The following is a 24,502-nucleotide window of genomic DNA, read 5'->3' as shown; positions in this document are numbered from 1 at the left end:
GCTGATGGGCCGGCTGCGGATCGTCCGGGCCTTCGCGCAGGCCCGGTGGGGCCGCCGGTTCCGCTCGCGCGCGGCCCTCGAGGCGGCGCAGCGGCGGCTGCTCCGGCGGCACCTCCGCTTCCTCGAGCGGCACTCCCCGTACTTCGCGCCGCTCGTGCGTGGACTCGGCGCTGGGCTCGACCCCGAGGATCTGGCGCGACTGCCGACCATGACCAAGGCCGTCGGGATGGAGCACTTCGACGCGATGAACACGGTCGGCGTGCGCCGCGACGAGGCCCTCGCGCTCGCGCTGGCCGGCGAGCGATCGCGGGACTTCTCGCCGACCCTCAACGGCGTCGCGGTCGGGCTCTCCTCGGGGACGAGCGGGCACCGCGGGCTGTTCGTGATCAGTCCGCGCGAGCGGGAGGAGTGGGCCGGCACCGTCCTCGCCCGCTTCCTGCCGCCCGGGCGGATCCTCGGGCAGCGGATCGCGTTCTTCCTCCGCGCCGACAACTCGCTCTACGAAACGGTCGCCTCGCGCGCGGTCGCCTTCCGCTTCTTCGACGTCTACGACTCCGCCGCCGCGAACGTCGAGAAGCTCGGCGCCTTCGCGCCCACGCTCCTCGTCGCGCCGCCGTCGGTCCTGCTGATGCTCGCCGCGGCGGCCGAGCGGGGCGAGCTCGTCGTCGCGCCGGAGCGGGTGATCGCGGTGGCGGAGGTGCTGCAGCCGGGCGACGCGGCCGTGCTGCGGAGCGCCTTCGGAGTCGCCGTGATCCACCAGGCGTACCAGTGCACGGAGGGCTTCCTCGCGCACACCTGCCGCCTCGGCACCCTGCACCTCAACGAGGACGCCGTGCTGGTCGAGCGCGAGGAGCTGGGCGACGGCCGCTTCGTGCCGATCGTCACCGATCTGCGCCGCCGGGCGCAGCCGATCGTCCGCTACCGCCTCAACGACGTGCTGCGCGCCGCCCCCGCACCGTGCCCGTGCGGCAGCGTGCTGACGACCCTCGACGCGATCGAGGGGCGGGAGGACGACGTGCTGCTGCTGCCCGGGACGGACGGCGAGCCCGTGCGCGTCTACTCGGACGTGGTCGTCCGCAGCATGATGTTCGCCGAGGGGTTCCGCGAGTTCCGCGTCGTGCAGTCGGGGCCGTCGACCCTCACCGTCGCCGTCGATGTGCTGACCCCGGCGGTGCGCGCGTCGGTCGCCGCCGAGTTCGCGCTGCTCGCCGGCCGGCTCGGCCTCCGCCCGCCGACCCTGGTCTTCGAGGCGTACGCGCACGACCCCGCCCTGAAGCTGCGGCGGGTGCAGCGCAGCACGCCCTGACGAGCGGCGGGACGGTTCAGCCGCAGCTCAGCTCGCGAACTCCTCCGGCCGGTCGTGCTCGGCCAGCGAGAGCCGGACCCGCTCGATGTCGGCGTCCGACGGCAGCTCCGAGGTGACCGCGGCGATCGCCGTGCCGACGTCGACGCGGCTGGCCGGCAGCCCGCCCTCCGCCGCCAGGCGCGTCGCGACCTCGGCGACCTCCTCGTCGGAGAGCCGGCGGCGCAGCAGCGCGATCAGCGGCACGAAGTCCTGCTCGGGCAGCCCCGCGGGGTAGCCCGCGCGCAGCCAGCGGACGACGCGCGTGACGAGGCCGGCGCGCTCCGAGGCCGGGCGCTCGGGCTCGGCGAGCTCCTCCGGGCGGGCGAGCGGCCAGCCGGCGCTCGCGAGCCGTGCCGAGACCCGGACGAGGTCCTCGGGCAGCGCGGGGCCGAGGAGCGTCTCCTCGATGCGCTGCCGCATCCTCGCGGCGGAGAACTCCTCGCCGGCCGCGTCGGCGCGCACCGCGTCGGAGAGCAGCTGGCGGACGACCTGCTCCAGCTCGTCGCGGGTCAGGCTGCGCTGGAGGAGGCCGAGCAGCGGAACGTAGTCGGTCTCCGGCACTCCGGAGGGGTAGCCCGCGCGGAGCCAGCTGACCACCCGGGCGACGACGCCGTCCGCGGGAGCGGGAGCCGCCGCGTCGGGCGCCGCCGGGTCGGTCGCCGCCATGCTCAGCCCTTGGGGACGAACGTCGGGAAGACGTGCTCGAAGCTCACGGCCTGGCCGAGGCCGGTCGCGATGATGATGCTCAGGCCCACCGCCACGGCGGCGACCACGATCACGAAGCAGAGCACGCCGAGCGCGCGGAGCAGCGGCGCGGGGAGGCCGGGAGCCTGCGCGGTCGAGGCCGCGGTTCCGCTGGCTCCGTCACCGCCGGCGAGGGCGAACGAGCGGACGCCGACGGCGAAGAGCACGGGCAGGCCCGCGCCGAGGAGCACGGCGATGAGCGCCACCTGGCCGGCGGCAGTGAAGAAGAGGGAGAGCACGGGTCGGTCCTTTCGAGTCGGTACGGAGGGATCCGGGCTAGACGCCGGCGGTCTGCTTCGCCGCGGTGCCCGCGTCCGACCACTCGTCGTTGACGTTGTGCGCGCCGATGCTGTCGCGGCGCGAGCGGACGTAGATGAAGACGGCGACGGCGACGAGGACGGCGGTCATCGGGATGCCGCCGGCGGCCCCGCCGACCAGGTGGCCGATCCACCACATCACGGCGCCCATCAGCGCGGCGGCCGGGAGCGTGATCACCCAGGCGATCACCATCCGCAGCGCGACGCGCCAGCGGACCTGCGCGCCGGGGCGGCCGACGCCGGAGCCGAGGATCGAGCCGGTCGCGACGTGCGTGGTCGAGAGGGCGAAGCCGAGGTGGCTGGAGGCGAGGATGACCGCTGCGGAGGCGCTCTCGGCGGCCATGCCCTGCGGGGTGTCGATCTCGACGAGGCCCTTGCCGACGGTGCGGATGATGCGCCAGCCGCCGATGTAGGTGCCGAGCGAGATGGCGAGCGCGCAGCTGAGCTTGACCCAGAACGGGACGGACTCGGTGTCGCTCCAGCCGCCGGCGGCGATCAGCGCGAGGGTGATGACGCCCATGGTCTTCTGCGCGTCGTTGGTGCCGTGCGCGAGCGAGACGAGCGAGGCGCTGCCGATCTGGCCGATCCGGAAGCCGCGGTGGATGCGGCGGTCGGCGAGGTTGCCGATCACGCGGAAGACGAGCCAGGTGCCGATCGCGGCGACCGCGCCGGCGAGCACCGGGGACATCAGCGCGGGCAGGATCACTTTGCCGACGACGCCGTCGAGCTTCGAGCCGTCGCCGGCCCAGTTGACGCCGTTGAGGCCGAGGCCGGCGAGCGCCGAGCCGATCAGGCCGCCGAAGAGGGCGTGCGACGAGCTGGAGGGCAGACCGAGCAGCCAGGTGAGGAGGTTCCAGACGATGCCGCCGATCAGGCCGGCGAGCACGATCAGCAGGAGCGCCGAGCCGCCGCCCTCGAGCAGCGCCGGGTCGGGGGCGCCGGTGGAGTCCTGGATCTTGACGACCGCGTTGGTGACGGTCAGCGCCACCTCGATGCTGAGGAACGCGCCGACCAGATTGAGGACGGCGGAGAGCGTGACGGCCACCTTCGGCTTCAACGCGCCGGTCGCGATGGACGTGGCCATCGCGTTCGCCGTGTCGTGGAAGCCGTTGGTGAAATCGAACGCCAGAGCGGTGACGATGACGAGCGCGAGAAGGATGAAGGGATCCACGGAGGAGATCCTCTCGCCCGCGCAGGCCGCTCGGAAGGGTTCGCCGGGGCGTTCACCGGCTGTTCACCTCTCCGAGCGGCGCGCCGGGCTACCCTGTGCAGTTTCTCAGGGTAGGGGCGTCCCGCGGGGCTCGCTCAGTTCGAGGAGCGCGGCAGCGGCAGCGTGAGGTCCGGCACGTGCTCGGGGTCGGCGTCGGGCTGCTGCTCGGGCTGCTCCTCGGGAGCCTGGTCCTGCTCCTGCTCGTCGCGCGCCGCGCTCGGCAGCGGCGGCGTGAAGTCGGGCGTGACCGACGGGTCGGCCGCGCCGACGGCGATGTGCTCGCGCTCGACCACGTGCTTCGGGGCGGAGGGAGCGCTGCGCTTCTCGGCCTGGGCGGCCTTCTTCGCCGCCTTCTCCTGCCGGCGCTTGAGCGTGTCGGTCTGCTCGGCGAGCTTGCGGGCCTTCTTGCGCAGCTTCTTGCTGGAGTCGCGCACGGCGTCGTGGGCCGCGCGGACCGACTTCTCCGCCTTCGCCAGAGCCTTCTTCGCGCGCTTCTGCGCGGCCTTGTCGTCGGTCTTCTGCGACGACTTCTTCGAATCGGACTTCTTATTCTGCGCCATGCCGGCTCCTCACACTCGTCGACCCGATCGGTCGTGGGTCCACCGTAGCGAGCGGGCACCGCACGGGGCCTGGGCAGAACGGCCGGCCGGGGAGTACAACTGCCGCATGAACGATGCGATCTCCCCGCGCGACTTCCGCGCCGCCCCCGGCACCGCCGACTGGCGGGTCGTCGGCGACGGCGCCCGCGCCTACTTCCGCACCGGCGATCGCGGTGCCGGCTCCTTCGCCGCGGGCGCCGCCCTGGTCACCGCGATCGCCGACCTCGCCGAGCAGGCCGGCCACCACCCCGACGTCGATCTGCGCTACGGCGGCGTCGGCGTGCGCCTGATCAGCCACGACGTCGGCGACATCAGCGAGCGCGACCTGGCCCTCGCCCGGGAGATCTCGGCCGCCGCCCGCGCGCTCGGCCTCCCCGCCGAGCCGGCCGCGGTGCAGAGCCTGCAGATCGCGATCGACGCCGTCGACGTCGCCGCGGTCCGCGCCTTCTGGCGGGCCGTGCTCGGCTACTCCCCCGTCGAGGACGCCGACCTGGCCGATCCGCGCGCCCTCGGCCCGAACCTCTGGATCCAGCGGATCGAGGGCCCGCGCCCCGAGCGCAACACGATCCACCTCGACCTCTACCTGCCGCGCGACGTCGTCGACGCCCGCCTCGCCGCGGCCCTCGCCGCCGGCGGGCGCGTCGTCGACGACTCGAACGCGCCGGAGTGGTGGACCCTCGCCGACCCGGAGGGCAACGAGGTCGACCTCGCGCCCTGGCGGGACGACAGCGAGTGGAGTGCGTGAGGCCGTGACCCGGCGAGCCTGGTGAGGCAGGCTGGAGTCATGGTCTTCACTCCGAACCACGGCGGCTACTCCGGCAGGCACGGGCTGCGCCGCCCGATGCGCGGCCCCAAGCGCGACCGCTGGATGTGGTGGCGCCTCGGGTCCGGCGTCGCCGCGACCGTCGCTGGCCTGATCGCCCTGCTGGTCTTCACGAGCGGCCGGTACTGATCGTGTCGCGCGAGAGGGTCACGGGCATCGGCGGCTTCTTCTTCGCCGCGCGCGACCCGGCGGCGCTGGCGCGCTGGTACGCCGAGCACCTCGGCATCGACGAGGTGCCGATGGAGTACGGCGCCCCCTCCTGGCGCCAGGACGCCGGCACCACCGTCCTCGCCCCGATGCCGACCGGCTCCGAGCCGCTCGGCCCCGCCGGCTGGACCCTGAACCTCCGCGTCCGCTCACTCGACGCGCTCGTCGCCCAGCTCCGCGCCGCGGGCATCCCCGTCGAGATCGACCCCGAGACCTACCCGAACGGCCGCTTCGCCGACCTGCACGACCCCGAGGGCAACCGCCTCCAGCTCTGGCAGCCGGCGGGCGTGGACGCCTAGCGTCTCGCAGTCGCAGCCGCGTCAGGCGCGGTCGTGGAGGGTGATCAGGTAGCCGTCCGGGTCGGCGAAGGCGAAGGTCAGGCCGAAGGGGCCCTCGGCGGGGGCCGACGTGATCGGGACGCCGGCGGCGGCGAGATCGTCGTGCAGGGCGGCGACCTCGGTCGCGTGCAGCCAGAGGGCGACGCCGCGGCCGGGTTCGGCGGGGAGCTGGGTGCCGGGAACGATGTCCCGGATCGCGAACGGGATCGGCGCGGTGTCGAAGACGACGGCGTGCGGCGGGCCGGGGCGGCGGGAGAGGCCGAGGCGGGTCTCGTAGAACTCGGCGGAGCGCTCGAGGTCGCGGACCTGGAGGGAGAGGAAGTCGGGGCCGGTGATCGCCATGGGGGTGCCTTTCGTCGGGGGTGGGTGTCAGTTTCCTTACATCGAGCGTATGTCAGACTACTGACATGAGTCAACAGGGCGAGAGCACGGCACGGATCGAGCTGGACACCTCCGTCGGCTACGTGCTGAAGGAGGCGTCGAGCGCCCTGCGCGTCGCGATGGAGGCGGCGCTGCGGCCGCTCGGGATCACGGTCACCGCCTACTCCTGCCTGGAGCTGCTGGCGCACCGGCCGGGGCTGTCCAGCTCCGAGCTGGCGCGGGGCGCGTTCGTCACGCGGCAGTCGATGCACGTGCTGCTGCAGTCGCTCGAGCGCGACGGTCACCTGATCCGGGCCGAGACGGCGCCGAGCGGCCGGGCGCTGCCGATCCGGCTCACGGCGTCCGGCGAGGAGCTGCTGGGCGAGGCGAGCGCGGCCGTCCGGGCGGTCGAGGAGCGCATGCTGACGGGGCTGGACGGGGCGCGGATCCGCGAGCTGCACGCCCTGCTCCGCCACTGCGCGGAGGCGCTCGCCTGAGCCTGCGGCATCGATACCGTGCGCCGCTCGGCATTCTCCCAGTGGCGTTCCGGAGCTGCGCAGGTACTCTGGAGGGTCGCCGCGCGGCCCCCTGAGCCCCGGCTGACATCCCCCTGAGCACCACCTGCTGAGCGCTGCTGAGCGCCCCGCCGCCCCGACCCGCCCTGCCGCGCCCCCGTTCCCCCGCGGCGAACGACCCGGAAAACCACGACTGCATGCACCACTCCGACCACGCCCCGGCCCCCGTCTCCGCCGCGACCGCGCAGGCCCTCCCGACCCGCCGGCAGCTGCGCGAGCAGCGCGAGGCCGAGCAGGTCGCGGCGCGCAGCGTCGCCCGCACCGCCGCCGCCCGCACCGCCGCGGCGCGCAGCACGGCCCGGAGCACCGCCGTCCGCCGCCCCTCGACGCGCCGCGTGTCCGCCTTCGCCGCGATGACCTTCGTGGTCGGCCTGGCCGTCACCTCGACGATGCCCGCCTTCGCCGTCGGCGACACCCCGGAGTCCGCCGTCGCGACCGACACCGCGAACGCCGTCGCCGCAGCCCGCCCGCAGAGCTTCGTCGCCGCGGGCGTCGTGCAGCAGAGCGTCACCCGCGACGCCTTCGCCGCCGAGGCCAAGCCCGAGGTCCTCGTGCCCACCGCCTCCCTCGACGCGATCACCGCCGGCGCGGGCGAGTCGACCGCCGCGGCCGCCGGGGTCTCCGGCACCTGGGTGCTCCCGATCGCCGGCCACATCAGCAGCAGCTACGGCCCCCGCCCCGACCAGCCGGTCGCCGGCGTGAACCTCTTCCACAAGGGCACCGACCTGGCCGGCGCCTGCGGGACCCCGGTCCTCGCGGCCGCGAGCGGCACCGTCGAGGAGGCGGCCTACTCCGGCAGCTACGGCAACTGGATCCTGCTCGACAACGGCGGCGGCATCGAGACCGGCTACGCGCACAACACCGACCTGCTCGTCGACGTCGGCGACACCGTCGTCGCGGGCGAGGTCATCGCGACCCGCGGCTCGACCGGCGCCTCCACCGGCTGCCACCTGCACTTCGAGACCCGCGTCGACGGCGAGGCGGTCGACGCCGTGCCGTTCATGGCCGCGCTGGGCGTGCCGCTGGGCTAGCGCGCCGCGCCCTCCCGCAGAGGGCGCATCGCGAATGGACGCTCGACGGGGTTCGACCCGCCCACAGGACCCTGCTCGCGTCGTTCCGCGAGTCAGGTGACGCGAGTGGACGCCCATCGGGCTCGAGGACTCTCGCAGACCCCGGCTCGCGTCCAGTCGCGCAAGCCGCACAACGCGAGTGGACGCTCATCGGGCTTCGGTCCATGCGCAGGCCCCCGTTCGCGTCGACTCGCGTGGAGTCCCTGTGCCGCGAGGGGGACCGGACTGCGCGTCAGCCCAGCGGCACGGTGCGCGGGCCGGTCGAGACCGCGCCGGACCAGTGGGCGTCGGCGGGGTCGGTCGTCACGGTGATCCGTGCGTCCTGGTCGACGGCGATCTCCATCGAGCCGGTGTTGCCGCCGCCGTTGCTCGTCGTCCGGGTGGTGCCCGGGTCGTAGACGCAGGACGAGCCGGTGGTCATCAGGCCCTCGACCTCGACGGTCACCTCGGCGTCGGCGGTGTCGCAGACGACCGAGACGGTCACGTAGAGCGGCTCTCCGGCGAGGCGCACGGTCCGCGGCTCGACGGTGCCGGTCTCATCGACCCACTCGACGGCGGCGGTCGCCCCCTCGGGCAGCCGGACGGGCCCGATCGGGCGGTCGCCCGGCGAGGCCGAGGCCGAGGCGGTCGAGGAGGCCGCGGGCGCCTCCGAGACGGTCGGCGTCGCCTCCGCTCCGCTCTCCGCCGGGGCGGTGCAGGCGGCCAGCGCCAGCCCGGTGAGGGCCAGCGCGGCCCCCGTGGTCATCGTTCTTCTCCTGCTCTTCACGGCTCCCCCTGCTCGTGTCGGCGGTCGTGCCGGTCCCTCCGGTCTACCCGAGGCGGCCGCCGAGCGGGTCGGTCTCTGCGGCGGTTGCCAGGGACGCGGAGCACCGGTCGCGGCGGCTCCGGGCATCGGATCCACGGAGCCCGCGCCCAGATTCCCGAGTACTACTAGGTATATAGTGCACCTATGGATATCAGCAGCACCCGCTTCACCGATCGCGTCGTCCTCATCACCGGCGGCGGCTCCGGCCTCGGCCGCGCCACCGCCGTCCGCCTCGCCGCGGAGGGCGCGAAGCTCGCCCTCGTCGACGTCTCCGAGCAGGGTCTCGCCGCGACCGTCGAGGCGCTCCCCGAGGGCACCGAGTCGCTCACCGTGATCGCGGACGTGTCGAAGGCGTCCGACGTCGACGACTACGTCGCGCAGACCCTCGCGCGCTTCGGCCGCATCGACGGCTTCTTCAACAACGCCGGCATCGAGGGGCGCCAGAACCGCACCGAGGACTTCACCGCCGACGAGTTCGACAAGGTCGTCGCGATCAACCTCCGCGGCGTGTTCCTCGGCCTCGAGAAGGTGCTCAAGGTGATGCGCGAGCAGGGCTCGGGCATGGTCGTCAACACCGCGAGCGTCGGCGGCATCACCGGCATCGGCAACCAGTCCGGCTACGCGGCCGCGAAGCACGGCGTCGTCGGCCTCACCCGCAACTCCGGCATCGAGTACGGGCAGTACGGCATCCGCATCAACGCGATCGCCCCGGGCGCCATCTGGACGCCGATGGTCGAGAACTCGATGAAGCAGCTCGACGCCGAGAACCCGCGGAAGGCCGCCGAGGAGTTCATCCAGGTGAACCCGACCAAGCGCTACGGCGAGGCGGCGGAGATCGCCTCGGTCGTCGCCTTCCTGCTCTCGGACGACGCCTCCTACATCAACGCGGTCGTGCTGCCGATCGACGGCGGGCAGTCGATCAAGTACTGAGCCCTCACCTCGAAGCCGTCGCGGCGCGAGAGGATGGTCGGATGAACCCCACCGGGCGCCTCCGCGCCGCGCGCGACACCCTGCTCGAGCACCGCACCGACGCGGCGGCCGCCACGGACGCCTTCCGCTGGCCGGACGTCGGCCCGCACTTCAACTGGGCCGTCGACTGGTTCGACGAGATCGCCATCGGCAACGAGAAGACCGCCCTCTGGATCGTCGAGGAGGACGGCTCGGAGACGAAGGTCTCCTTCGACGAGATGCGCTGGCGCTCCGACGAGGTCGCCGCCTGGCTGCACTCCGTCGGCGTCGAGCAGGGCGACCACGTGATGCTCATGCTCGGCAACCGGCTCGAGCTGTGGGAGTCGATGCTCGCGATCATGAAGCTCGGCGCGGTCATCCTGCCCACCACGACGCTCCTCTCCCCCGCCGACCTGGCCGACCGCCTCGAGCGCGGCGAGGTCGCGCACGTGATCGCGGACGCGACCGAGACCACGAAGTTCGAGGGCCTCACGGAGGACGTGGGACTGATCGCGGTGGGCGGCGCGGCGGGCGTGCCCGAGGGCTGGCTCGACTACGCCGACTCGATCGAGGCCCCCGGCATCGCGCCGAGCGTCGTCGTCGACAGCGCCGACGCGTGCCTGATCTACTTCACCTCGGGGACCACCTCGAAGCCGAAGATGGTCGTGCACACCCACGAGTCCTACCCGGTCGGGCACCTCAGCACGATGTACTGGCTCGGCGTCCAGCCGGGCGACGTGCACTCGGCGATCAGCTCGCCGGGCTGGGGCAAGCACGCCTGGAGCTGCTTCTTCGCGCCGTGGAACGCCGAGGCGACGGTCTTCGTCTACAACTACTCCCGCTTCTCGCCGGTCGCGCTGCGCGAGCAGCTCGACCGCGCGGGCGTCACCACCTTCTGCGCGCCGCCGACGGTCTGGCGGATGCTGATCCAGTCCGACCTCGGTGCCCGCCCGCGCGCGCTCAGCGAGATCCTCTCGGCCGGCGAGCCGCTGAACCCCGAGGTGATCGCAACCGTCGAGCGCGACTGGGGCCTCACCATCCGCGACGGCTACGGCCAGACCGAGACCACGGCGATCATCGCCAACCCGCCCGGCGCCGAGGTCGTCTCCGGAGCGATGGGCCGGCCGCTGCCGGGCGTCGCGATCGCGCTGATCGACCCGGTCACCGGCGAGTCCTCCTCCACCGGCGAGATCTGCCTCGACCTGTCCACCGAGCCGGTCAACCTGATGTCCGGCTACCACGGCGACGACGAGCGCACCTCGCGCGCGCGGGCCGACGGCTACTTCCACACCGGCGACGTCGCCGTCCGCGCCGTCGACGGCACCATCACCTTCCTCGGCCGCACCGACGACATCTTCAAGTCGTCCGACTTCAAGATCTCGCCCTTCGAGGTCGAGAGCGTGCTGCTGCAGCACCCGGCCGTCGCCGAGTCCGCGGTCGTCCCGGCGCCCGACCCGACCCGGCACAGCGTGGTCAAGGCCTACGTCGCTCTGGCGGACGGCTGGGAGCCGACCGCCGAGACCGCCGCGGCGATCTTCCGGCACACCGACGAGCTGCTCTCCTCCTTCGAGCGGGTGCGCCGGATCGAGTTCCACGAGCTGCCCAAGACCATCTCGGGCAAGATCCGCCGCGTCGAGCTGCGCGAGCGCGAGGAGCAGGCCTTCGCCCGCGGCGAGGAGCTCGCGGCGGAGTGGCGGAGCGACCGGCTCTAGCCCCGGTCCTGCGTGCTCAGTCCTCCGTCGGGCGGCGGCGCTGCTGCTTGGTGGCGGAGCGCTGCTGCTTGCTCGCGAGGTGGCGGCGGCCGGAGCCGCGGGTGGGGCGGGTCGGCCGGCGCGGAGCGGCGGGCGGGGCGAGGGCCGCGGCGACGAGGTCGCGGAGGGTCGTGAGGGCGACCTCGCGGTTGCGCAGCTGCGAGCGCTCCTGCGAGACCGTGACGGTGATCGCTCCGGAGACCAGGCGCTGGGCGAGCCGCTGGAGAAGGCGCTCCCGCTGGTCGTCCGTGAGCGCGGCGGACTCCGTGACGCTCCAGGTGAGCTGCACGCGGCTGTCCGAGGTGTTGACGTGCTGCCCGCCCGGGCCGGAGGAGCGGGAGAACCGCCACTGCAGCTCGGACGCGGGGATCGTCAGGCGCGCGGACACCTCGAGATCCGCACCCACCTCGACAGCCATGCGGCAAGCCTGGCACGCCGAGCGCGGTCAGGCCGAGGGCGGACGGCCTCCGCCCGCGCCGCCGCCGCCGCCCGAGGGCACCGACCCGCCGGTCGGCTCGGTCGTCGTGTCGACGCGGACGGTGAGGGCGAAGCGGTAGCCGGAGGTGGCGTCGCCGGTCGCGGTCGGCAGCTGCAGCTCGCCGCCGTCGTCGCCGAAGACGTTGTCGTCGTCGAGGCTCACCTGGGCGAGGTTCTCGCTCGAGCCCTCGTAGCCGCTGAGCGCGTAGACCGCGGTGCAGGCGTCCTCGGGGACGGCCAGCTGCGAGGTCGCGATCGCGTTGCCGGAGTCGCTGATCGAGTCGACGTCGGGATAGACCTCGAAGTGGATGTGCGGCCAGCGGCCGGAGTAGCAGGCCGGGAAGATCGAGGTGTAGCCGACCTCGCCGTTCGCGTCGGCGACCTGCACGCCGCGGAGGTAGGTCTCCTCGGTGATGCCGTCGGAGTACATCGAGTAGCCGCCGGACGCGTCGCAGTGCCAGACGTAGACGGCGGCGTTCTCGAACGGCACGCCGCCGTTCGCGGTGTCGAGGATCGTCAGGGTGAAGGAGAGCGGTACGCCGGCCGCGGTGGCGCCGCCGTCGATGCTCGAGCGGATGTCGCTGCGGACGATGCCGGAGTCGCTCAGCACGTCGGGGCCGTTCGAGCCGTCGCCGGGGTAGGGGCCGGCGGTCTCGTCGGGGATCTCCCCGGTGGTCGCTGCGGCACTGCTGCTCGCGCTGCCCGTCGCGGTTCCGGAGGCGCTGCCCGCGACGGCCGAGCACGCGGCCAGCGCCGTGGTGGCGGCGCCGACTCCGATGAGGCCGAGCACGCGGCGGCGATCGAACATCCGGCGGCTCAGCAGGGTGCCGACGTCGAAGGAGAGGCCCTGGTCGACGACCTCGTCGTCGGGGCGGACGAGGGCGCGGCCCTCGTAGCGGAGGCCGTCGGGGGTGCGGTCGGGCTCGGGGATGCGGGACATCGGGGGATCCTTGTCGCTCGGGGGCTCGGGGAACCCCAGAGTGACCGGCGCGGCAGGCGGGACCCTTTGCGTCGCCTACGAGCCTCCGATGTCCCGGCGCGACCGCCGCCAGAAGGCCTTGAGCCGGTCGACCTGCCGGTCGGTCCACGCGTTCGACAGCGCGAAGGCCGCGGCGGCGGGATCGCCTCCGCTGCTGATCCGCTGGATCGCCTCGAGCGCCTGCTGGGCGGGATCACGGTCGTCGGGGACTTCGGGATCGTGGGCGTCTCGATCGTGACGCGACTCGGTCACGATGCGCTCTCCGGGTACGGCGTGCTCGCCGCCGGCCAGTCCGAGGCCAGCAGCTCGCCGCGCAGCCGGTGGTACTGCTGCACGGCGCTGAGCGAGTCGGTGCGGAACGCGATCGCGACGGCGGCGTCGCGCCAGTAGCCGTCCCAGCCGCTGTACTGCGCGAAGACGCGGGAGCCGATGCTCTCCAGCAGGTCCCAGGCCCGGTCGGCGGTCAGGTAGCCGGCGACGTACGCGTAGCGGATCGCTCCGATCGTGCGCTCGGCGTCGCCGGCGAGCAGCAGCACCGGCGGGCGGCCGCCGACCGGCTGCGCGCGCTCGAGCAGGTGGAACTCGCTCTCGCCGGTGAGGGCGGCGATCCGGGAGCGCATCCGCTCGGCGTCCTCCGAGGCGGAGACCTCGGCGAAGCGCGTCGACAGCGGACCGCGGGCGAGGACGTCGGCGACGAACAGCTCGACGTCCTCCGCCGAGGCGATACGGAAGTCGCGGTCGAGCGCGCCGCGCTGCTCGGTCAGCGCGGGCATCGGCAGCTCCGGCCAGGGTGAGCCCTTGGCGCCGTCGGCGTAGCGGGCGCGCAGCTCGGCGGGCAGCTCGGCCCAGGTGGGCTGGAAGGCGAGCGAGGAGTTCCAGCCACCGAAGGAGAAGTCGCTGACGGCGTCGAGGGCGAGCAGCTGCTGCTGGCGCAGGGTCGGCGCGGGCGTCCGCGCCTCGGCACGGTAGGCGACCTGCTGCCGGCGGGGCGCTCCGGCGTCGCGGATCTGGAAGGCGATCGACGCGAGGGCCAGCCCGAGGACGAGGCCGATGCCGAAGGTGAAGATCGGCAGTCCGGTGCTGCCGTCCGCGCTCGCGAGGCCGAGCACGAAGCCGACGATCCCGAGCGGAGCGGCGACGGCCGTGACCAGCAGGGCGCGGCGGCCGATCCCGCCGCCGGGGGCGCGCCGGTGGGAGTCCGCGGCGCGCGCGTAGCGCAGGCGCGAGCGCACGGGGAACTCGACGTCTCCCGGGTGATTCTGCAGCGGCACGATCGGCAGCCTAGACGGGCAGCGAGGACGCCGCGCGTGTGGTTGCCTGGGGGCATGAAGCTTGCCGAAGCACTCCTCGAGCGGGCCGATCTGCAGAAGCGGATCGAGGCCCTCCAGTCGCGGATCGTCGCGAACGCCTCCTACCAGGAGGGCGAGGAGCCGACGGAGGACCCGTCGGAGCTGCTGGCCGAGTGCCTGCGCGCGCTGGACGCGCTGGAGCGGCTGGTCACCGCGGTCAATCTGACGAACACGGCGGCGACCACGCCTGACGGCGTGCGGCTGACCGCGGCGCTCGCCCGGCGCGAGGCGCTCCGGACGCAGCACAGCATCGTCGTCCGGGCGGCCGACGCGGCGGCGGGCGACCGCGGCTACCGGCAGCTGCGCAGCGAGCTGCGGCGGCTGCCGGCGCTGCCGGTGCGCGAGCTGCGCGCGCGGGCCGACGTGCTCGCTCGCGAGCTGCGCGACCTCGACGCGGCGATCCAGCGCACCAACTGGGAGGTCGATCTGCTGCAGGAGTGAGCCGGAGCGCCCTTCGGGGCGCAGTCGGGCGGTGAGTCGGTAGGCGCACCGGAGCGAGCACACACCGTCGGGCCGGCGGTCAATTCGGCCCACTGTCACGCGGTGGGCAGCGTACGGCTCCGGCCATCACTCACAGCCCAGCACCGACGACCGGTGACCGCGCAGACAGGACATCTCATCACCACGTGCTGGCCGGGGCGCCGAGGGCGGGTTCGGGGACCTCACCGCCTGTCTCATGTCAGCGCGCGCAGCTGAGTGGCGAAGAAGGCCAGCGAGCGGTCGACCTCGGGCAGCGCGGGCGTGCGGTTGAGGTGGCCGTGCGGCATGCCCTGCGCGAGGTAGCCGGTCGCGGCGACGCCCGCCTCCGCGAGCTGGCGGAGCAGGAGCTCGGCCGAGCCGCGGAGCTCGTCGAACTCGTTGACGAGGACCGAGGTCGGCGGGAGGCCGTGCAGTGGTGCCGCGCCGGGGAGGGCGTGCGGGGGCAGGTCGGAGAGTCGACCGACGTAGGTGCGGACCATGTCCTCGATGCCCGCGGTCGGGAAGCGCAGCAGCGGCGGGAGCGGGAGCAGCTCGCGGAGCACGGCGTCGCCGAGTGCGGGGTTCGGGAAGTGCGCGAACGGGTAGGCGAGCAGCACGTGGTCCGGGAGGCGGGCGCCGCCGTCGCGCTCGCGGAGCGTCGCGGCGAGGGCCAGGGCGGCGCCGGCGCTGGCCCCGCCGATCGCGACGGGCAGCGCGTCGGGGGTCTCGGCGCGGAGGTGGCGCCAGGCGGCCTGCACGTCGTCGAGCGGGACGGGGAAGCGGACCTCGGCGCTCGCGAGGCGGTAGCCGACCGAGACGACGCGGCAGCCCGCGCGGGCGGCGAGCTCGGCGGAGACGACGTGCGACTCGCGCATCTCGAGGTCGCCGGCCTGGAAGCCGCCGCCGTGCACCCAGAGCAGGGCGGAGGCAGCGGGCTCTGCGGGCGCGTAGATCCGGAGCGGGATCGGGCCGTGCGGGCCGTCGCTCGCGGCGTCGGAGACGGTGACGTCCTCGGGGAGCGACCACGGGCCGGAGTCCTCCTCGAACTCGGCGACCTTCGCCGCCTGCGCCGCGTCGAGCGGGTAGGCGACTCCGTCGAGCAGCGGCAGGCGGGCGGCGAGGTAGGGATCGAGCGGCAATGGTGCCTCCTGGGTGGTGCGGGGTACGGAGAACACGGTAGTCAGGACGGGCGGCCCGCGGTCTGCCTCACGGTGGATCTCGATACGCCCTCTGCGAGGGCTACTCGATCAGCATGGATCACCCATGCTGGTCGAGTAGCGCGCAGCGCGTATCGAGACCCGCGTCCGTCAGAACGGGGGCGGGACGTCCTCGAAGCGGGGGCCCGGCGGCGCCCCGGCCAGGGCGGGTGGGCGGATCGTGACGGTGCGGCCGGTCGGGGTGGTCCAGACGATGCCGCCGTCCGGGCGGGGGACGTAGGTCCAGCGGTCACCGTGGCGCACGTGGTGGTGCGACGTGCAGAGGGAGACGAGGTTCTCCAGGGCGGTCTCGCCGCCGTTGCGCCACTCGATCGTGTGGTCCGCCTCCGACCTCGAGGCGCTGCGGGTGCAGCCCGGGAAGCGGCAGGTCTGGTCTCGGAGCTGCAGATGCAGGCGCATCTGCGGGGGCGGGACCCGGTAGGTGCGGCCGACGGAGACGACCGCGCGGGTGTCCGGATCCGTGAGGACGCGGGTGAAGGAGGCGCCGGTCTCGACCAGCGCGCGGGCGAGGTCGGCCGGGATGAGGCCGTAACCGTCGAGATCGGCTGGTGCGTCATCGAGTCCCGCGGCGGTCGACGCGGCGAGGGTGAGCCGCACCTCGGCTCGGATCCCGGGGACGTACGACTCGGACACGCGAGGACCGTCGCTCGCGGGAGTGGTGCCGGCGATGTCGCCGTCGCGCAGCAGATCGGTGAGGGCATCGGCCTTCAGCTGAGCCAGGGTGCGCTCGTCGCCGCCCTCCCGGAGGGAGCGGGCGATGCGGTCGAGACGATCCCCGATGCCCATCGCGTCCGGCGCGGGGAGGAGCGCGCAGAGAGTCGCCATCCCGTCGATCTCGGGCGAGATCCACACGGCGCGGTCCTGGCGGGCGCGGGCATGGCGCTGAGCGAACGGCTCCTCGTGCAGCTCGTCGCGGAGCCGGGCGACGATCCGCCTCAGCTGCGTCGGCGTCACGTCCGGCGCGACGCCCGCGGCGCGCTCGTCGAAGGCGGCGCGAGAGGCGGCGGGCAGGGTCGCGGCGATCGCGCAGATGACCTCGCTCGACTCCCAGAGGAGGCGTCCCTCCGCCACCGCGGCGCGCGTGCACGGCAGCTCCTCGACCAGCAGGATCGCGCGATCGATCACCTTCGACGCCGCCCGCTCCGACAGGCGCAGCGCGACCGCGAACTGCGCCCGGATCGACCGCTCGACGAGGCTGCTCGCCTCGCTCCGGGACAGTCCGCCGCCCCGCGCGAACTCCTCGGGAGCGGTGAGCGCCGTGCGGTACGCCAGATGCACGGCCTCGGCCCGCGTGAGCAGGAACCGCGCCGACGTGACACCGAGGTCGGCGGCGACGCCGAGGACCGCGCCGACCGCGGCGACCGGCCCGGTCGGTTCCTCCGCGCTGCTCGCGTCGCTGATCTCATCCATACGAGTATCGAAGCAGGGACCGCCGACACCCGCGGGGCGGTCCCGAGCAGTTCGAAGACAACCTCGCAAAAGAGCTCCTGTGGAGGAGCCACGGCGGTGGCGCGGGCGCCTCAGCGTGCAGGCGAAGCGCGCTCGAGGAGGAGGACCCCGTCCAGGAGGACCGTGTCCTCGCCGTCCGGGCCGGTCGCCGTCCGCTCGCGGGTCTCGACGAGCCGGGGCGTCCACTCGGCCGGATCGAGGGCGAGGGCGGCGAGCTCCTCCTCGGGCGAGGCGAGGACGGGCCCGCCCTCGTGCCGGTGCGCGTGCGCGGACCAGGGCGGCGCGGCCGCGTGCGAGACGACCGCGAGGACTCCGCCGGGCGCCACGAGCTCGGCGGCACGGCGCAGGATGGGGATCCGCGGCAGCTCCACCATCGAGTGCAGGAAGCTCGACGCGACCAGGTCGAAGACGCCCTCGACCGGCCAGTCGGCGCCGAGATCCGCCTGGCGGACGTCGATCACGAGGCCCCGGGAGAGCGCCTCGGCCCGGGCGCGCTCGAGCGCGGTCTCGGAGAGGTCGAGGCCGGTGACGGTCCAGCCCTGCGCCGCCAGCCAGAGGACGTCGCCGCCCTCGCCGCAGCCCAGATCGAGGGCGCGGCCGGGGGTGACGTCGCCGACGAGCTCGACGAGGGTCGCGTTCGGCCGGCCCGACCAGACGCGGTCGGAGTCGGAGTAGCGCGCCTCCCAGTGCTCGCGGGCGGTGCCGGGCTCGGCGCCGTGCTCGGTGACGTGCTCGTGCTCGTGCTCGTGCTCGCTGCTCATGTCGTTCCCTCCGGCGAGCGCGGCGCGTGCGTCCGGCTCCGCTCGAGGATGCCGGACCGCGCGCTCCGGAGCCAGCCGTCGTGCCGCTTCGGCACGGGCTCCTCCCCAGGCGCCGAGTCCGGGGCTCTCTCCACCGATCTCCGCGACCCCTTCCGCGACACCGCGGACGCCGATTAGCGTCGGCGGCATGAGCCTGAGCTTCGAAGAGATCATCGTCGACTGCACCGACTTCCGCGCCCTGGGGCACTGGTGGCAGGGGGCCCTCGGCTGGGACATCGTCGACGAGGACGACGAGGGGATCGAGCTGCTGCCCGCATCCGGCCGCGGCCCGAGTCTCCTCTTCCTCGACGTCCCGGAGCGGAAGACCGTGAAGAACCGCCTGCACCTCGACTTCGTGCCCGACGATCAGGCGGCGGAGGTCGACCGGCTGATCGCGCTGGGCGCCACCCGGATCGACGTCGGCCAGGGCGAGCAGTCGTGGGTGGTGCTCGCGGATCCGGAGGGGAACGAGTTCTGCATCCTCTCCGCACGCGAGTGACGGAGGGCAAGGATGCGTATGTATCGAAAACCGTCTGAGAATGTCAAGGGTAGAACGATCGTTCTCGACACCCCTAGCATCGGCTTCGACGCGAGCCCGCCCCGGCCGCGCAGAGACGAGGAGAGACCCGTGAGCGCGAACGCCCTGCCCGCGACGGCCCTGCCCGCGACGGCCCAGCCCACGAGAGCGGAGAAGGCGCAGTCCCCCGCACTGAACCGCACCGCCGGGCTCTACGCCTACGCCTACCGGCTCACGCTCTCGGAGTCGATGGCCACCGCCGCCCTGCACCAGGCCGCGGTCACCCTCCGCTCGGGATCACCGCGTGTCGTCGACGAGCAGTCGGCCCTCGAGATCGCACGGACGGAGATCGGCCGTCACAGCGTCGGCCGCCGCGCCGCGCTTGTTCCCGCGTCCGCTCCGGTCGGGCTCCGCGAGGACGACCTGCTCCGCTCCGCGTTCCACCGCCGCCTGCACGGCCTGCCCGCCCTCGAGCGCCAGTGCTGGCTGCTGCGCCACACCGGCGGGCACGACGTCGCGGTGATCGCCGACCTCCTCGAGATCAGCGCCGAGCAGGTGCGCTCGGCCCTCGGCAGCGCTGCGGCGATCCTCGTCGCGGGCGAGCTCGCCGACGCCGGCGCGGAGGACGCCGAGAACACCGCCCTCTGACACGCGGATCGCAGCGGCGGGTGCGGGAGGGAAGGAGCAGGAGGGAAGGAGCCCGAGGGACGCCGGGTCCAGCCGGCGGCGCCCCTCAGGCGTCTGAGACCGCGCGGGCGGCGCTCCCTCGGGAGGCGTCCGGGCGGAGGTCGGGGTCAGTCGAGGTAGTCGATGTCGTCCCACGGCTCCTGCAGGTCGCCGGTGTCGCGGTCGTCGTCGGGGACCTGGACCTCTTCGAAGATCACCGGGACCCCGGAGGAGATCAGCACGCTGACCTGGCGGTTGCCGACCACCACGAAGTCGATGAGCCCGCCGCCGGCCTGGGTCGCGCGGGTCGCGGACTCCTTGAGATCGTCGACGTCCGTCCCCTGGGAGAGTCCGTAGGTCTTGCCCTCGATGGTGACGGTGGTTCGGATCATCTGGCGCGCCTGCTCCTCGACTCGGGAGCCCTCACCCTACGAATCGTGCCGAAGTGCAGCCAGGCCTTGCGGAGGAGGCGGCGGACTGCCACGCGCGCTCGCGGACTCTGCGCAGGACACGCGCGGAACGGCCCCGCTCACGCTCTCCCCGCTCGCGTCAACGGGGGTCACGGCGGGCCGGGCGGACCGTAGCGTGGCCGACGCACGATCCGAACACCCGCGGGAGCAGGACCGACCGCGGAACGAGCAACGAGGAGGATCCCATGACGGACAAGAGCACCCCCGACACTCAGCCGGTCGAGCCCGACGAGGTCGACCCCGAGACCGCGACCGACCCCGAGGGCGACCCGGTCGAGAACCCGTCCGGCTGAGCCGGGCGCGCGCCGCACGGCGCAGAGAAGGCTGAGAGCGCCGGACCCCCTGCTAGTCGGGGATCCGGCGCTCTCAGCCTGTGTTGTGCGGGTGCCGCGGTGCTGTCACCACGGCACCCGCCGGCCGGGAGGGGGAGGCTCGGCTCCCCCTCTCATCGGCAGCGCCGCGTCGCGGTGATCAGCTGCGGTTGCGGCGTCGTGCTCGTCGCTGCTGGAGCAGCAGCAGTGCGCCGCCACCGAGGGCGAGGAACGCGAGCGACAGACCGGCACCGGTCTCGACTCCGGTCGAGGCGAGTCCGCTGGTCGGCGGCGTCCCGGACTTCGCCGGGATCACCGGCGGAGTGGAGGCCCGGGGCGTGGGCTGGACCGTGGGCGTGGGCGTCGAGGTGGGGGTCGGCGTCGGCGTCACCACGGGCGGCGTCGGCGTCGGAGTCGGGGTCACCACGGGCGGCGTCGTCGGCGGGGTCGTCGGAGGCGTCGTGGGCGGCGTGGTCGGCGGAGTCGTCGTCGGCGTCGTCGGCGGCGTCGTGGGCGGCGTCGTAGGCGGGGTCGTCGGCGGAGTCGTCGGCGGGGTGGTCGGCGGAGTCGTCGGCGGGGTCGTCGGCGGAGTCGTCGGCGGGGTGGTCGGCGGCGTCGTGGGAGGCGTCGTGGGCGGGGTCGTAGGCGGAGTCGTGGGCGGCGTCGTCGGCGGAGTCGTGGGCGGCGTCGTCGGCGGGGTCGTGGGCGGCGTCGTCGGAGGCGTCGTAGGAGGCGTCGTCGGAGGCGTCGTAGGCGGGGTCGTCGGCGGCGTGGTCGGCGGAGTCGTCGGCGGCGTGGTCGGCGGAGTCGTCGGCGGCGTGGTCGGCGGAGTCGTCGGCGGAGTCGTCGGCGGAGTCGTCGGCGGCGTGGTCGGCGGCGTGGTCGGCGGCGTGGTCGGCGGCGTGGTCGGCGGCGTGGTCGGCGGCGTGGTCGGCGGAGTCGTGGGCGGCGTGGTCGGAGGCGTCGTCGGCGGAGTCGTGGGCGGCGTCGTCGGAGGCGTGGTCGGAGGCGTCGTCGGCGGAGTCGTCGGCGGCGTCGTCGGAGGCGTCGTCGGAGGCGTCGTCGGCGGCGTCGTCGGCGGCGTCGTCGGCGGCGTCGTCGGCGGAGTCGTCGGCGGCGTCGTCGGCGGCGTCGTCGGCGGCGTCGTCGGAGGAGTCGTCGGCGGAGTCGTCGGCGGCGTCGTCGGCGGAGTCGTCGGCGGCGTCGTCGGCGGAGTCGTCGGCGGGGTCGTCGGCGGGGTTGTCGGCGGAGTCGTGGGCGGCGTGGTCGGCGGCGTCGTCGGCGGCGTCGTGGGCGGCGTCGTGGGCGGCGTCGTCGGCGGCGTCGTCGGCGGCGTGGTCGGCGGTGCCGTGGTCGGCGCGGTGGTCGGCGGGGCGGTGGTCGCCGGGGTGCAGGAGGACGAGACGAAGGTGTCGTCGTCGAGGGTCACGGCGCCGTTGCGGGCGAGGGCGCGGCCGTCGACGGTGACCGCGTTGGTCACGGTGATCGAGGTCAGCGCGAGGATCGAGCCCGCGAAGTCGGAGGAGGTGCCGAGGGTCGCGGAGCTGCCGACCTGCCAGAAGACGTTGCAGGCCTGCGCGCCGTTGATCAGCTCGATCCGGCTCCCGGAGCCCGTGATGAGGGTGGAGGCGGCCTTGAAGACGAAGACGGCGCCGTTCGCACCCTCGGCATCGAGGGTCACGGTGCCCGTGACTCCGATCGGGCCGGAGGCGGTGTAGACGCCGGGGGTGAAGGTGCGGCCGACGAGGTCGCCGGCGACGGACTCGGTGGTGGCCTGCGAGGTCAGCTGGTCGTAGGCCTTGACCAGGTCGGACTGCGCGCCGATCGCGTCGGCGTCCGCGGCGTGGGTCGCACCGAGGACCTCGCCGGGCGGGAAGCCGGTGATCGCGGTGCCGGGGCTCACGCCGAGGTCGAGCGGCAGGAGCGTGTCGCCGGTGTTGGTGACGGTCGATCCGCCGAGGACCGAGAAGTTCCCGGCCCTCCCGAGGGTCGGCGCCGTGGCCGCCTGGGCGGCGGTCGCGGAGAGGAGCCCCGCGGACAGGAGCAGGATCCCGGTCGACGCCGCGATCCCCACCTTCCAACGGGCCCGGTCTCGTCGGACGTGGGAGGGAGTTCCGTGCGGCATCGTTGCGCAGCGATCCGCCCACGACAGCGTGGGCTCGTGACACCCGAGGTGAGTGGAGTCGAACCGTAGCCCCGGGCCGGAGCAGGAGTACAGGGCGCGATCGCCGGCCCGGCGCGGATCTGCCGGGGATCCGGGCGCGGATCGACGGATTGTCACCCTGACGGGGGACTGCGTGCCGTTGCGCCGGTGTCCCCGGACACGTGACGCGACCGAGGCCACGATGACGCGGCGGCCACTTGCCCCGCCCCCGCTCGAGTGGGACCGTGGGCCGCAGCCGCCGACGCAGAGGAGCGCACCGTGGGAACCCTCGACATCGATCTGTTCAGCACCGTCGACGGGGTCGCGCAGGCGCCCGGCGGACCGGAGGAGGACCCGGGCGGCGGCTTCGCGTTCGGCGGCTGGCAGGCGCCGCTGGTCGACGAGGTGGTCGGCGAGCAGGTCCTGGACGGGATGGCCGGCATGGACGCCCTGCTGCTCGGACGGCGCACGTACGAGATCTTCGCGGGCTACTGGCCGCAGCAGCAGGGGCCGATCGCGGAGCTGTTCGACCGGATCCCGAAGTACGTCGCCTCCCGGGGGACGCCGCCACTCCCCTGGTCCGGCTCGGTGCAGCTCGGCGCCGACCTGCCCGCCGCCGTCCGCGAGGTGCGCGAGCGCCACTCCGCCGTGCACGTGATCGGCAGCCTCGACCTGGTGCAGACGCTGCTCGCGGAGCAGCTCTTCGACCGGCTCACCCTGTGGCTGCACCCGATCCTGCTCGGCTCCGGCAAGCCGGTCTTCGGCGGCGGTGCCGTGCCCACGAACCTGCGGCTCGACGGGCCGGCCGTCACCTCGCCGCGCGGAGTCGTGCGCCTGCAGTACCTGCGGGTGGACGGGACGCCCGGCACCGGGACGATGGGGCCCTGAGCCGCCGATCGACCCGCCGGCCTCGCGACCCTCCGGCATACTGACGGCGTGCAGGACGAGGACGACGAGCGCCAGGATCTCGAGCGCGCGCTCTACGCCCGCCCGACCGGGGACGACCGCGACGAGGCGCTGCGGGCCGAGGCGCAGCGGATCGAGGCGCAGCGGGCCGAGGCACTGCGGGCCGAGGCACTGCGGGCCGAAGCGCAGCGCCGACCCCTGGCCGCCGCCGCTGCCCCGGAGGCGCAGCCCGGCCCGCGAGGCGCCGGACCCGCGCGGACGGCCGGCGAACCCTCGCCCGCCGCACCCCCTACCCGGTCGCATCTCGTCCTCCTCGGCGCCGGGCTGCTCGTCGGCGGGCTCGCGATCGGCGCGGCCACCGCCTCCGTCATCGGCGCGGCCGTCCCGCAGCCGTCCTCGAGCGGGCCCGCGACGGCGACCGGGACCCCGACCCCGCGCGCGACCGACCGCTTCGCCGCGATCGTCGAGGGCTGGGCCGTCACCACCGACATCCCCACCGGCCTCTCGCTGATCTCGGGCGACGCCGAGGTCTACAGCCCGACCTTCGAGACCACCCAGGACGACCGGCTGCTGCTCACGGCGCCCGACGCCACCCGGATCTGCCTCGCCCTCGAGCGCCCCGACGGCTCCCTCTCGGCGGGCTGCACCGGCCTCGAGGCCTTCTTCGCCGGCGACGCCCTCGACGTGGTCGGCACGGCGACCGGCGACGACACCCCGGTCTACACGCGCGTCACCCTCCGCCCCGACGGCAGCATCGAGGGCGGCTTCCAGCTGGTCGCGACGCCAGGCCCGGAGGCGTGAGCCGCGAATCCGCAGCGGAGACCTTCCCGCGGCGCACTCTCACCACGGCCGACGGCACCGAGCTCTCCGTCCTGGATTCAGGAGGCTCCGGCCCGATCGTCGTCGTCCTCCACGGCCTCGCCGGCAGCTCCTCCGAGTTCTTAGCCACAGCCCAGGCGCTGCCCGAGCACAGGGTGCTGCTGCTCGACCAGCGCGGGCACGGGCACAGCACGCGGCGGCCGGCCGACGTGTCGCGGGAGGCGTTCGTCTCGGACGTGATCGCGCTCATCGAGGAGGTCGGCCGGCCCGTCGCCCTGGTGGGCCAGTCGATGGGCGCGCACACCGCGCTGCTGACGGCGGCGGCCCGGCCTGAGCTGGTGTCACGCCTCGTGCTGCTCGAAGGCGGCGAGGGCAGAGGCGACCCCGACCAGCATGCGGCGCTCGGCAAATGGCTCCGCGCCTGGCCGGTGCCGTTCGACTCCCGCGAGGCAGCGCTCGCCTTCCTCGGCGACTCCCCGCTCTCGCGCGCGTGGGTCGACGACCTCGAACAGGCGGCCGACGGCCTCCGCCCGCGCTTCGACCCCGACGTGATGGTGCGCGCGATCACCGCGGTCGCCGTGCCCCGGTGGGAGGAGTGGGAGAGAGTGACAGCCCCGACCACGGTGATCTACGCCTCCGACGGCCTCTTCACCTCGGAGGCGAAGGACGAGTTCATCCGCCGCGGACGCGACGTGACCCGCATCGACCTGGCGGGCGCCTCCCACGACGCGCATCTCGACGCGTTCGACGGATGGATCGCGGCGCTGCGAGCCGGTCTGTCGGGCTGAACGCGCCTGTCAAGCCTGCACGGGCGCTCAGAGAAACCGAGGGCGCGGGCGCCAGGATGC

The 24,502-nt window shown here is 74.1% G+C and carries 29 protein-coding genes and 1 pseudogene; 14 read left to right on the top strand and 16 right to left on the bottom strand.

Going from position 1 to position 24,502, the window contains the following annotated elements; translation table 11 throughout:
• Positions 1-4: 4 nt before the first annotated feature.
• Complete coding sequence (locus tag MT355_RS11585; protein ID WP_243599640.1) at positions 5-1,306, top strand: F390 synthetase-related protein; 1,302 nt, start codon at positions 5-7, stop codon at positions 1,304-1,306.
• A gap of 27 nt (positions 1,307-1,333) precedes the next feature.
• Here MT355_RS11585 and MT355_RS11580 read toward each other — a convergent pair whose 3' ends face one another.
• The 4 genes from MT355_RS11580 to MT355_RS11565 form a co-directional block, all read right to left on the bottom strand.
• Positions 1,334-2,011, bottom strand: a complete 678-nt coding sequence (locus tag MT355_RS11580; protein WP_127888116.1) for a DUF3349 domain-containing protein — start codon at positions 2,009-2,011, stop codon at positions 1,334-1,336.
• Positions 2,012-2,013: 2 nt separating this feature from the next.
• Positions 2,014-2,328 carry a hypothetical protein gene (locus MT355_RS11575; protein WP_243599639.1) on the bottom strand — a complete coding sequence of 105 codons (315 nt, stop codon included), beginning with the start codon at positions 2,326-2,328 and terminating at the stop codon, positions 2,014-2,016.
• A gap of 37 nt (positions 2,329-2,365) precedes the next feature.
• Positions 2,366-3,577 carry an inorganic phosphate transporter gene (locus MT355_RS11570; RefSeq protein ID WP_243599638.1) on the bottom strand — a complete coding sequence of 404 codons (1,212 nt, stop codon included), beginning with the start codon at positions 3,575-3,577 and terminating at the stop codon, positions 2,366-2,368.
• 134 nt (positions 3,578-3,711) lie between these two features.
• A complete protein-coding gene (locus tag MT355_RS11565; protein ID WP_243599637.1) occupies positions 3,712-4,176 on the bottom strand; it encodes a hypothetical protein in 465 nt (154 codons plus the stop codon).
• A 106-nt stretch (positions 4,177-4,282) separates the two neighbouring features.
• Between MT355_RS11565 and MT355_RS11560 the strand changes: the two genes are divergently transcribed.
• The 3 genes from MT355_RS11560 to MT355_RS11550 are packed head-to-tail and all read left to right on the top strand — an operon-like array spanning position 4,283 to position 5,544.
• Entirely contained in the window at positions 4,283-4,960 is a 678-nt protein-coding gene (locus MT355_RS11560; RefSeq protein ID WP_243599636.1) for a VOC family protein, read from the top strand.
• Between the two features lie 39 nt (positions 4,961-4,999).
• On the top strand, positions 5,000-5,167 hold the full coding sequence (locus MT355_RS11555) for a hypothetical protein (protein ID WP_164874583.1): 168 nt from the start codon (positions 5,000-5,002) through the stop codon (positions 5,165-5,167).
• Between the two features lie 2 nt (positions 5,168-5,169).
• Positions 5,170-5,544, top strand: coding sequence for a VOC family protein (locus MT355_RS11550; protein ID WP_308197363.1), 375 nt, complete (start codon positions 5,170-5,172; stop codon positions 5,542-5,544).
• Between the two features lie 21 nt (positions 5,545-5,565).
• On the opposite strand, the gene MT355_RS11545 is transcribed toward MT355_RS11550, so the two are convergent.
• On the bottom strand, positions 5,566-5,925 hold the full coding sequence (locus tag MT355_RS11545; RefSeq protein ID WP_243599635.1) for a VOC family protein: 360 nt from the start codon (positions 5,923-5,925) through the stop codon (positions 5,566-5,568).
• Between the two features lie 65 nt (positions 5,926-5,990).
• Between MT355_RS11545 and MT355_RS11540 the strand changes: the two genes are divergently transcribed.
• Both MT355_RS11540 and MT355_RS11535 read left to right on the top strand, forming a co-directional pair.
• Positions 5,991-6,440 (top strand): MarR family winged helix-turn-helix transcriptional regulator, encoded by a 450-nt coding sequence (locus MT355_RS11540; protein ID WP_123731675.1) that lies wholly within the window; start codon positions 5,991-5,993, stop codon positions 6,438-6,440.
• Positions 6,441-6,655: 215 nt separating this feature from the next.
• Complete coding sequence (locus MT355_RS11535) at positions 6,656-7,549, top strand: M23 family metallopeptidase (protein WP_123447495.1); 894 nt, start codon at positions 6,656-6,658, stop codon at positions 7,547-7,549.
• Positions 7,550-7,820: 271 nt separating this feature from the next.
• Here the strand turns inward: MT355_RS11535 and MT355_RS11530 are convergent, their stop codons facing one another.
• A complete protein-coding gene (locus MT355_RS11530) occupies positions 7,821-8,333 on the bottom strand; it encodes a hypothetical protein (protein WP_243599634.1) in 513 nt (170 codons plus the stop codon).
• A 204-nt stretch (positions 8,334-8,537) separates the two neighbouring features.
• Here MT355_RS11530 and MT355_RS11525 point away from each other — a divergent pair, with 204 nt between their 5' ends.
• Positions 8,538-9,323, top strand: a complete 786-nt coding sequence (locus MT355_RS11525) for a glucose 1-dehydrogenase (RefSeq protein ID WP_123734567.1) — start codon at positions 8,538-8,540, stop codon at positions 9,321-9,323.
• A gap of 41 nt (positions 9,324-9,364) precedes the next feature.
• Positions 9,365-11,053 (top strand): AMP-binding protein, encoded by a 1,689-nt coding sequence (locus tag MT355_RS11520; RefSeq protein WP_243599633.1) that lies wholly within the window; start codon positions 9,365-9,367, stop codon positions 11,051-11,053.
• Between the two features lie 16 nt (positions 11,054-11,069).
• Here the strand turns inward: MT355_RS11520 and arfB are convergent, their stop codons facing one another.
• The 4 genes from arfB to MT355_RS11500 form a co-directional block, all read right to left on the bottom strand.
• Positions 11,070-11,510 (bottom strand): alternative ribosome rescue aminoacyl-tRNA hydrolase ArfB, encoded by a 441-nt coding sequence (gene arfB, locus MT355_RS11515; protein WP_243599632.1) that lies wholly within the window; start codon positions 11,508-11,510, stop codon positions 11,070-11,072.
• Positions 11,511-11,537: 27 nt separating this feature from the next.
• Entirely contained in the window at positions 11,538-12,509 is a 972-nt protein-coding gene (locus tag MT355_RS11510) for an intradiol ring-cleavage dioxygenase (protein ID WP_243599631.1), read from the bottom strand.
• A gap of 75 nt (positions 12,510-12,584) precedes the next feature.
• Positions 12,585-12,800 carry a hypothetical protein gene (locus tag MT355_RS11505; protein WP_243599630.1) on the bottom strand — a complete coding sequence of 72 codons (216 nt, stop codon included), beginning with the start codon at positions 12,798-12,800 and terminating at the stop codon, positions 12,585-12,587.
• Positions 12,797-13,819 carry a DUF1266 domain-containing protein gene (locus MT355_RS11500; protein WP_243599629.1) on the bottom strand — a complete coding sequence of 341 codons (1,023 nt, stop codon included), beginning with the start codon at positions 13,817-13,819 and terminating at the stop codon, positions 12,797-12,799. The genes MT355_RS11505 and MT355_RS11500 overlap by 4 nt, the downstream gene beginning before the upstream one ends.
• Before the next feature lie 54 nt (positions 13,820-13,873).
• Between MT355_RS11500 and MT355_RS11495 the strand changes: the two genes are divergently transcribed.
• On the top strand, positions 13,874-14,338 hold the full coding sequence (locus tag MT355_RS11495) for a DIP1984 family protein (RefSeq protein WP_243599628.1): 465 nt from the start codon (positions 13,874-13,876) through the stop codon (positions 14,336-14,338).
• A gap of 233 nt (positions 14,339-14,571) precedes the next feature.
• Here the strand turns inward: MT355_RS11495 and MT355_RS11490 are convergent, their stop codons facing one another.
• The 3 genes from MT355_RS11490 to MT355_RS11480 all read right to left on the bottom strand — a co-directional run bounded on the left by MT355_RS11490 (position 14,572) and on the right by MT355_RS11480 (position 17,783).
• Entirely contained in the window at positions 14,572-15,495 is a 924-nt protein-coding gene (locus MT355_RS11490; protein ID WP_243599627.1) for an alpha/beta hydrolase, read from the bottom strand.
• A gap of 168 nt (positions 15,496-15,663) precedes the next feature.
• Positions 15,664-16,983 carry an HNH endonuclease signature motif containing protein gene (locus tag MT355_RS11485; protein ID WP_243599626.1) on the bottom strand — a complete coding sequence of 440 codons (1,320 nt, stop codon included), beginning with the start codon at positions 16,981-16,983 and terminating at the stop codon, positions 15,664-15,666.
• A 110-nt stretch (positions 16,984-17,093) separates the two neighbouring features.
• Complete coding sequence (locus MT355_RS11480; RefSeq protein WP_243599625.1) at positions 17,094-17,783, bottom strand: cyclopropane-fatty-acyl-phospholipid synthase family protein; 690 nt, start codon at positions 17,781-17,783, stop codon at positions 17,094-17,096.
• 187 nt (positions 17,784-17,970) lie between these two features.
• Here MT355_RS11480 and MT355_RS11475 point away from each other — a divergent pair, with 187 nt between their 5' ends.
• Entirely contained in the window at positions 17,971-18,321 is a 351-nt protein-coding gene (locus MT355_RS11475; protein WP_243599624.1) for a VOC family protein, read from the top strand.
• A gap of 129 nt (positions 18,322-18,450) precedes the next feature.
• Positions 18,451-18,987, top strand: coding sequence for an RNA polymerase sigma factor (locus MT355_RS11470; RefSeq protein ID WP_243599623.1), 537 nt, complete (start codon positions 18,451-18,453; stop codon positions 18,985-18,987).
• 146 nt (positions 18,988-19,133) lie between these two features.
• On the opposite strand, the gene MT355_RS11465 is transcribed toward MT355_RS11470, so the two are convergent.
• The 3 genes and pseudogenes from MT355_RS11465 to MT355_RS21595 form a co-directional block, all read right to left on the bottom strand.
• Entirely contained in the window at positions 19,134-19,397 is a 264-nt protein-coding gene (locus MT355_RS11465; RefSeq protein WP_123447479.1) for a hypothetical protein, read from the bottom strand.
• Positions 19,398-19,946: 549 nt separating this feature from the next.
• Complete coding sequence (locus MT355_RS21600; protein WP_185022456.1) at positions 19,947-20,102, bottom strand: hypothetical protein; 156 nt, start codon at positions 20,100-20,102, stop codon at positions 19,947-19,949.
• A gap of 1,152 nt (positions 20,103-21,254) precedes the next feature.
• Positions 21,255-21,911 (bottom strand): annotated as a pseudogene (locus MT355_RS21595) (ice-binding family protein); the annotation flags it as partial.
• Between the two features lie 297 nt (positions 21,912-22,208).
• On the opposite strand from MT355_RS21595, the gene MT355_RS11450 reads away from it, so the two are divergent.
• Genes MT355_RS11450 through MT355_RS11440 form a run of 3 tightly spaced genes read left to right on the top strand, consistent with a single transcriptional unit; the run spans position 22,209 to position 24,442 of the window.
• Positions 22,209-22,817, top strand: coding sequence for a dihydrofolate reductase family protein (locus tag MT355_RS11450; RefSeq protein WP_243599622.1), 609 nt, complete (start codon positions 22,209-22,211; stop codon positions 22,815-22,817).
• A gap of 48 nt (positions 22,818-22,865) precedes the next feature.
• Positions 22,866-23,636, top strand: a complete 771-nt coding sequence (locus MT355_RS11445; protein ID WP_243599621.1) for a hypothetical protein — start codon at positions 22,866-22,868, stop codon at positions 23,634-23,636.
• Positions 23,633-24,442, top strand: a complete 810-nt coding sequence (locus tag MT355_RS11440; protein ID WP_243599620.1) for an alpha/beta fold hydrolase — start codon at positions 23,633-23,635, stop codon at positions 24,440-24,442. The genes MT355_RS11445 and MT355_RS11440 overlap by 4 nt, the downstream gene beginning before the upstream one ends.
• The last annotated feature ends 60 nt before the right edge of the window (positions 24,443-24,502 follow it).

This window comes from Rathayibacter sp. VKM Ac-2929, from assembly GCF_022815495.1.
GTDB lineage: Bacteria > Actinomycetota > Actinomycetes > Actinomycetales > Microbacteriaceae > Rathayibacter > Rathayibacter festucae.
The sequence above is the reverse complement of the archived record's forward strand: the minus strand, read 5'-3'. Positions and strand labels throughout refer to the sequence as shown.